The sequence below is a fragment of the Pseudopedobacter sp. genome, from assembly GCF_040392825.1.
Lineage (GTDB): Bacteria > Bacteroidota > Bacteroidia > Sphingobacteriales > Sphingobacteriaceae > Pseudopedobacter.
Genome location: NZ_JBEBVH010000196.1, coordinates 1 through 7,855 on the forward strand (window position 1 = coordinate 1; position 7,855 = coordinate 7,855).

Annotated in this window: 10 protein-coding genes; 6 read left to right on the top strand and 4 right to left on the bottom strand. The window is 36.0% G+C overall.

All coding sequences use genetic code 11. From position 1 onward, the window contains the following. Both ABWO41_RS13220 and ABWO41_RS13225 read left to right on the top strand, forming a co-directional pair. Positions 1–256: GDP-mannose 4,6-dehydratase (locus ABWO41_RS13220; RefSeq protein WP_353138784.1), on the top strand; the 256-nt coding region annotated here is incomplete at its 5' end. Continuing rightward, on the top strand, positions 256–981 hold the full coding sequence (locus ABWO41_RS13225) for a tyrosine-protein phosphatase (RefSeq protein ID WP_353138787.1): 726 nt from the start codon (positions 256–258) through the stop codon (positions 979–981). The genes ABWO41_RS13220 and ABWO41_RS13225, both read left to right, overlap by 1 nt. A 1-nt stretch (position 982) precedes the next feature. Here ABWO41_RS13225 and ABWO41_RS13230 read toward each other — a convergent pair whose 3' ends face one another. Next, complete coding sequence (locus tag ABWO41_RS13230; RefSeq protein ID WP_353138790.1) at positions 983–2,218, bottom strand: ABC transporter permease; 1,236 nt, start codon at positions 2,216–2,218, stop codon at positions 983–985. Positions 2,219–2,390: 172 nt separating this feature from the next. Then, on the bottom strand, positions 2,391–2,744 hold the full coding sequence (locus ABWO41_RS13235; protein ID WP_353138793.1) for a HesB/IscA family protein: 354 nt from the start codon (positions 2,742–2,744) through the stop codon (positions 2,391–2,393). 36 nt (positions 2,745–2,780) lie between these two features. Here ABWO41_RS13235 and ABWO41_RS13240 point away from each other — a divergent pair, with 36 nt between their 5' ends. From ABWO41_RS13240 to dnaA, 4 genes are all read left to right on the top strand, one after another. Beyond that, positions 2,781–3,359, top strand: a complete 579-nt coding sequence (locus ABWO41_RS13240; RefSeq protein ID WP_353138795.1) for a DUF7935 family protein — start codon at positions 2,781–2,783, stop codon at positions 3,357–3,359. A 23-nt stretch (positions 3,360–3,382) separates the two neighbouring features. Further along, positions 3,383–4,138 (top strand): 5'-nucleotidase C-terminal domain-containing protein, encoded by a 756-nt coding sequence (locus ABWO41_RS13245; RefSeq protein WP_353138798.1) that lies wholly within the window; start codon positions 3,383–3,385, stop codon positions 4,136–4,138. Further along, positions 4,116–5,066, top strand: coding sequence for a bifunctional metallophosphatase/5'-nucleotidase (locus tag ABWO41_RS13250; protein WP_353138801.1), 951 nt, complete (start codon positions 4,116–4,118; stop codon positions 5,064–5,066). Before ABWO41_RS13245 ends, ABWO41_RS13250 begins: the two co-directional genes overlap by 23 nt. Before the next feature lie 95 nt (positions 5,067–5,161). Beyond that, on the top strand, positions 5,162–6,589 hold the full coding sequence (gene dnaA, locus ABWO41_RS13255; RefSeq protein ID WP_353138804.1) for a chromosomal replication initiator protein DnaA: 1,428 nt from the start codon (positions 5,162–5,164) through the stop codon (positions 6,587–6,589). A gap of 80 nt (positions 6,590–6,669) precedes the next feature. On the opposite strand, the gene ABWO41_RS13260 is transcribed toward dnaA, so the two are convergent. Together ABWO41_RS13260 and ABWO41_RS13265 are read right to left on the bottom strand one after the other, a co-directional pair. Further along, a complete protein-coding gene (locus tag ABWO41_RS13260) occupies positions 6,670–7,224 on the bottom strand; it encodes an NUDIX hydrolase (RefSeq protein WP_353138807.1) in 555 nt (184 codons plus the stop codon). Positions 7,225–7,289: 65 nt separating this feature from the next. Continuing rightward, positions 7,290–7,855, bottom strand: a 566-nt coding sequence (locus ABWO41_RS13265) for a TPM domain-containing protein (protein WP_353138810.1), incomplete at its 5' end; no start/stop codon positions are given.

The window sequence follows — 7,855 nt, forward strand, 5'->3', positions numbered from 1 at the left end:
GGACAGGAAGTTAAAAAGAGCGGAAGGCGAATCAGAAAAACTCATTACTTATGTAACTGATAGAGCAGGACATGATTTGCGCTATGCCATAGACGCTACTAAATTAAAAACTGATTTAGGATGGGAACCAAGTTTACAATTTGAGGAAGGTTTGGAAAAGACGGTAGATTGGTATCTCGAAAATGAAGAATGGTTAAACAATGTTACTTCGGGTAATTATCAACATTATTACGAAGGGCAATATACAGACCGTTAATGTTAAGCTTTTTTAAAAAGAAAGCGTTACTATATAATTTCAAAGATATTGGGACGGATATGCACTCGCATATTCTTCCCGGTATTGATGATGGAGCAAAAAACATTGAAGAATCGATTATACTGGTAGAGAAATTCAAATCTCTGGGATACCGTAAATTAATAGCCACACCTCACATTATGGGAGATTATTACAGGAACTCTCCTAAAACAATACACAAAGCATTAGATTTAGTCAAGGATGAACTCAGTCGCAGAAATATAAATATAGAAGTTGCTGCTGCTGCCGAATATTATTTAGATGAGTTTTTTGAACAGAACCTGCAACAAAATAATGTACTTACATTTTCTAATTACCTGTTATTCGAACTTTCTTATGTTAATGAACCCAACAATCTAGAAGAAACTATTCAAAAAATCAGAGATAAAGGTTATGCACCAATTCTGGCTCATCCGGAACGTTATGGATACTTTCATCAGTCAACAGAACGTTACGAAGAAATAAAAAGTTGGGGTTGTTATCTGCAATTAAATACTATTTCGTTAACTGGATATTATGGAAAAGGCGTTCAAAAAGCAGCTAGTAAATTGGTTTCTATGGGAATAATTGATTTCATGGGTTCAGATGCACATCATTTAAAACATATTCAGACTTTAGAAGAAAGCTTGTCATTAAAGTCAACAGAAGAATTGTTAAAATCTGTTACTTTAAATTCAACTCTATAGCTTATTCATATCTCAAGGCTTCAACCGGATCTAATTTCGCGGCTTTAGATGCAGGAATAAAGCCCGATAATAAACCTGTAACTATACAAGCGGTTAAGCCTAAGAATATCCAGGCCCATGGCATTAAGAAAGAAGCACCCATGGCAATAGCCAGCAGATTTCCAATAAGAATTCCCATGAAAATCCCGCAGAAGCCTCCCAGAAGACAAATCATAATGGCTTCATATAAAAACTGTTTTCTAATGACTTCTGGTGTTGCACCTATTGCTTTTCTTACACCAATTTCCCGAGTTCTTTCGGTAACAGATACCAACATAATATTCATTAATGCAATAGCGGCACCAGTTAATGTAATAAAGCCTATAGCAATACCGGCATACTGAACCATTCTTAAATTCTCGATCAGGGTTTGAGCTAAAGAATCACTTTTGGTTATCTCAAAGTTACTAGGCTTCGCTATTTCCAGTTTCCTGATATTTCTGAATAAAGCAGTCGCTTCTCCAATAGCATATTCCATCTGTGCAGAATTCGTCAGCATTACCGAGATGGTATATGTAGGATTGGAACTATTGCTTATTTGTCGGGCTTTGATTACGGGAATTACGCAAATTCTATCGCCTCCAAAACCAGAGCTGGATCCCTTTTTTTCAAAAACTCCAATAATTCTGAATTTATCATTTCCGATAGTAATAATTTTATCTAAAGCATTTTCGTTCGGAAAAAGATTGTTTTTTATTTCCTGACCAATGATAGTCACATTTGTACCTGATTCCATGTCGTCGGCAGAAAAATTTCGTCCCTGCTCCAATTTATAGCCTCCGGTAAAAAGATAGGCGTCATCTGCTCCGAGTACATTAATGTTGGGATTTGTTTTTTTCTCTCCATATTTAATAGTAGACGCTCTGGAAGCGAAAGTATTTACAGAAACCACCGCCGAAGCCATGTCAAATCTGTTTTTAAATGCCATAGCTTCCCTGAAAGTAATAACTGGCCATACTTTTGGTTTTACCCCTCCTTCGCCAATACGGATACCGGTTCCTCTGTTTCTGATAGTGAATGAGTTGGCTCCCATGTTAGAGAATGTACTGTTTAAAGAACCTTTGATAGCATCTATAGAAGTAAGAATACCCACTAAGGCCATCAGTCCAATAGCAATAATCAAGGCGGTGAGAAAAGTTCTCAATTTATTCCCTCTAATTGACTGTATTGCAATTTTGATGTTTTCCTGAACGGTCATCTGATATTCTGATAAGTTGTCTTATAGACTAAGATAGATACTTTTTGTTACAGATAAATAAAGGTAAACAGGTTATTGCATTTGTTATATCAATGTGGAGCGTTATCAAAAAACAATAAAAAAAGCTGTTCCTTTCGAAACAGCTTAAATGTTTTAATAATAAAATGTAGTGTTAAACAGAGAAACTGGTGCCGCAACCACACGTACTTGTTGCATTTGGATTATTAAAAACAAATCCACGAGCATTTAAACCTTGCTGGAAATCTACTTCCATTCCTGCTAAATAAAGTCCATGGGCTTTATGCATGAACACTCTGATTCCGTCTATATTGTATTCTGTGTCTCCATCTTTAATTTGATCGAATCCTAGAACATAGTTCATTCCGGAACATCCGCCTCCCTCTACACCAACACGTAAACCAAAATCAGGACCCAACTCTTGTTGAGATATCAATTTCCTAACTTCTTTTTTTGCACCTTCGGTTAATGTGATAGGAGCTATAGCTGTTATTGATCCTGTACTCATAATTCTTTCAAAATTTTACCACAAATATAAGTTAAAATGCAGAAGTTTGTTTTCTTAAACAACTCATTTTTACTGTTGTCTTACAATATGGATATTGTTTCTTTACTTACAGATGTTTTAAAACTGGTTATTGCTGGTGCCATCCTTATTTTCTTGATTTATTTTGTGTTTAGAGGATATTTTGACAGATATCAAAACATTCAGGTTCGTAATTACAAAGTTATACTAAACAAAGAACTGTTGCCTTTAAGATTGCAGGCATTGGAAAGAATGACTTTGTTTATAGAGCGAATTAATCCTTCAAATTTGTTGTTGAGATTACATACTCCCGGAATGACGGCAAAGCAAATGCAGATTCTGGTATTAGAAGATATCAGGGCAGAATATCAGCATAATGTTACACAGCAGCTTTACTTATCATCTGAAGCATGGTCAATTGTAAAGCGGGTTAAAGACGATACAGTTACATTAATTAATACTTCAATCAATGAATTGCCAGATGGCTCCTCTGCTGTTGAATTAAGCAAAATAGTGTTTGCAAAATTAGAAACATTGGAACAAAGCCCCTATGATTTAGCCATGATGGTCGTAAAAAGCCAATATCAGGAATTGTAGATTTAAAAAGTAAACCTTCAAAAATGAAAATGCAATTTGGCTGGCGGTATTTATTGGTTGGTAGTGCAATGTTGTTTGTACAAGCCTGTAGTCCAAAATATCACTTGTCACAATCGCAGCCTAAGCAATACGAAATCAATAAATCTTTACCTGTAGATTCAAATATCCTTAAATATTATAGTCCATATAAACAAAAATTGGATTCTATAATGAATGATATTGTGGTTTATTCCGAAGTCGAAATCACCAAAGATAAGCCGGAAGGATTATTAAATAATTTTTTCGGAGATGCTATTGCGGATGCCGCCAGAGACAGGGGAATACTTTTTGATATGGTCTTTTCAAACTATGGGGGCTTGCGAGCCGCTCTTCCGAAAGGAAACGTTCCGCGCTCTAAAATATTTGAGCTAATGCCATTTGAAAATGCTATCGTCACCGTAAAATTCAGAGGAAGTGATATGCAGGCTTTTTTTGATTTTTTAGCAAGATCTGGTGGGGACGCCATTTCGGGAGCAAGATTTAAAATAGATAAGGCTACAAAAAAAGCAGCAGATATTACCATAAATGGAAAACCGATAGATGTTAATAAGGACTATATCGTATTAACATCAGATTATATGGCGAATGGAGGGGATGGAGGCGAAATTTTTGGTAAAGGTATAGAAAGAAAAGACTATAGTTTTCTCCTCAGAGATGCGCTGTTGAATTATGTTGACAAAGTGAAGAGATCAGGTAAGACTTTAAATCCTGTATTAGATGGAAGAATCAGTATTAAATAGGCGAGGTTTTATAAAAGGAGCTGCGGCTAGTGCAGCATTACTGGCTTTAGGTCTGAAATCAGAAAATCTTTTTGCCAAAGATGATTTCATTAAGATCACCATTCTACATACTAATGATGTTCATAGCCGTATCGACCCGTTCCCTATGGATGGTGGCAGAAATCAGGGTTTGGGTGGAGTGGCTCCAAGAGCAGCTTTAATCAATAAAATCAGGAGCGAAGAAAAAAATGTACTGCTTTTTGATGCAGGAGATATTTTTCAGGGCACTCCATACTTCAATTTCTGGGGTGGAGAACTAGAAATTAAAATGATGAGTATGATGGGGTACGACGCGGGGATTATGGGAAACCATGATTTTGATAATGGAGTAGAAGGTTTTGCTAAACAGCTCACACATGCTAACTTCTCTGTAATTAATTCAAACTACGATTTTACCGATACAGATCTCCATAATAAGACCATTCCTTATAAAATCTTTAAGAAAGGTAATGTAAAGATTGGGGTTTACGGATTAGGAATAGACTTTGAAGGATTGGTAAATAAAAAAGAATACGGGAACTCTAAATATTTGGATGCCCTGAAAAAGGCTTTAGAGATGGAACGTTTTTTAAAGCTGGACCAAAAATGCCATATGGTTGTATGCCTCTCACACTTAGGGTACAGATATAAAGAGGGCAATAAAATATGTGATGTTGAATTGGCAAAGAATACCCGTTATACAGATCTAATCATCGGAGGACATACACATACATTCTTAAGAAAGCCTGACAGTATCCGTAATCTTTCCGGTCAGGAAGTACTGGTAAATCAGGTTGGATTCGCCGGAATAAATTTAGGCAGGCTAGACTTCGTTTTTTCTAAAAATAATCACAAAAAAATGGTTTATTCTTCTGCTATTGAGGTAGTTGAAAACAATTTTAAAATATAGTTTTTTATGCCGATTTTTTTTCGAATATTCGAATCACGGAAATAGACACCCCCGTCAATTTCCATCGCATTTAAAATCAGATTATTAGAGAAAATATGGAAAAAACTTGTGCCAGCGTTTGGAATAGCTGTCTTCAAATCATTAAGGATAATATACCGACCCAAAGTTTCAAAACATGGTTCGAACCTATATCACCACTTAAGCTTGAGGGGAGTGTTTTAACTATACAGGTGCCGAGTTTGTTTTTTTACGAGTGGTTAGAAGAGCACTACGTAGGTCTACTTAGAAAAACAATCAAAAACCAATTGGGAGATGCAGGGAGGTTAGAGTATAATATTGTTGTAGAGAAATCGTCTGCGCAGAAACCTTATACCACCAATATGCCTTCAAGTGGAAACGGAGCAGAAGGGAAGAACCAGTCTATGCCTATGCCGGTTGCATTAAATAAGGATATCAAAAATCCTTTTGTAATTCCCGGACTCAAGAAACTTCAGGTAGATCCGCAATTAAATCCTAATTACACATTCGAAAACTTTATTGAAGGAGATTGTAATCGTCTAGCCAGGTCAGCGGGTTATGCAGTAGCTGCTAAACCAGGAGGTACTTCTTTTAACCCTTTAATGATTTATGGAGGTGTAGGATTAGGAAAAACTCACTTGGCTCAGGCTATAGGTAATGAGATTAAAGCAAACATGCCAGATAAACTGGTGATATGTGTTTCATGTGAAAAATTCTGTCAGCAGTTTGTAGACTCGTTAAAAAACAATACAATTAACGACTTTGTGAACTTTTACCAGGCAATGGATGTAATCATTATGGATGATGTACATAACTTTGCTGGAAAAGATAAAACTCAGGATATTTTCTTCCATATTTTTAATCATTTACATCAATCAGGTAAGCAATTGATTTTAACATCGGATAAAGCTCCAAAAGACCTGGCTGGTCTAGAGGAAAGATTGCTATCCAGATTTAAATGGGGTTTATCTGCAGATCTTACTGTTCCGGATATAGAAACCCGTATGGCTATCCTTAAAAAGAAAATGTATCAGGATGGTATAGAGCTTCCAGAAGATGTTATCGAATATGTTGCTCATAACATAGACAATAACGTACGTGAACTTGAAGGGGCAATGGTTTCTTTATTAGCGCAATCTACTCTGAACAAAAAAGAGGTTGATTTGGCTCTGGCAAAACAGATGCTGAAGAATTTTATTAAAAATTCTAATAAAGAAATTTCTATGGAATATATTCAGAAATTGGTATGTGAATATTTCGAAGTTCCTGTAGAAATGGTGAAATCAAAAACCAGAAAAAGGGAAATTGTACAGGCTCGTCAAATCTCTATGTATCTTGCAAAAAGCCATACTAAAACTTCATTAAAATCTATTGGAGCTTTCTTTGGTGGAAGAGACCATTCAACAGTTATTTATGCTTGCCAGACTGTAGAAGATTTAATTGATACAGATAAGAAATTTAAAGCTTATGTTCAGGATATTCAGAAGAAGCTGAAAATGAATTAAGCTAGGTCTGAATTCAAGACTTTATAAAAAGAAACCCGATCAATTTTGATCGGGTTTCTTTTTTTGTATTACGTTTTTAATTATTTCAAAACTCCCATTTTTAAAAATGCATACATTAATGCGGTTGTATGTAATGCCTGTGGGAATTTATTGTCTAATAGCAATTGTTTGACATCTTCTATTGAATGTAAGCTAACTTCAATATCTTCATGTTCATCTAAAGCTTGTTCCTGAGTTTTCTTTCCACCTTTTGCCAAAAAACCATAAGTAATATTATTTGATGTGGCCGGATTCGGATAAATCGTAGATATCAGTTCGATATCTTCAAATAAATATCCCGTTTCTTCAAGTAATTCTCTTTTTATCCCATCCTTTGGATCTTCATCTCCATCTATCACACCGCCCGGTATTTCCAGAGAGATAATATCTGCCCCATGACGATATTGTTTAATCAGTATTATTTCATTACTTTCGGTGATAGCCACTGCATTTGCCCAATTTGGGTATTCTAAAATGTAATAATCATTGGTTATTTTTCCATTGGGAAGTTCACAGGCATCTACCCTTAATGTTGCCCATGGAGATTTACTAATATATCGTGAAGTTAATTTAGTCCATTTTTTTATTGTTGTCATTCCTGTTTTGATTTGAGTGTGAGATGTTACCAACGACCGACAAAATCGTAATTCTAAAATTGTTTTTACCAACTTCCGCTACTCCCGCCGCCTCCGAAGCTTCCCCCGCCAAATCCACCGAAACCACCACCAGAACCTCCTCCGAAGCCGCCGCCAAATCCACCACCTCTGTTTCCCCTGTCATTTCCGAGTCCATTTAGTATAGACCACCAGAAGATATCTGCCCCACCACGTCCGCCTATGACATTTCTTCTATTACCACCACCTTTGCCACCACGTCCAATGAGACTGATAATGATAATTGCAATCAGTACAATTAAACCGATAGGAATACCCTGTTTTTCTTTTTTCGGTCCATTTCCTTTGTATTCTCCTTTATTATAACTTATAATAGCGGAAGTTGCTGCATCTAAGCCTTCGTAATAATTACCAGATCTGAAATTAGGCTTAATCTCATTTTCTATAATTCTTTTAGTAATAATATCTGGCAGCATACCTTCCATTCCGTATCCGGTTTGGATGGTTACTTTTCTGTCTTCAATTGCGGCAAGAATAAGAACACCAGTATTTTTTTCTTTACCACCTATTCCCCATGCTCTTCCTAGCCTATAACCATAATCACTAATATCAT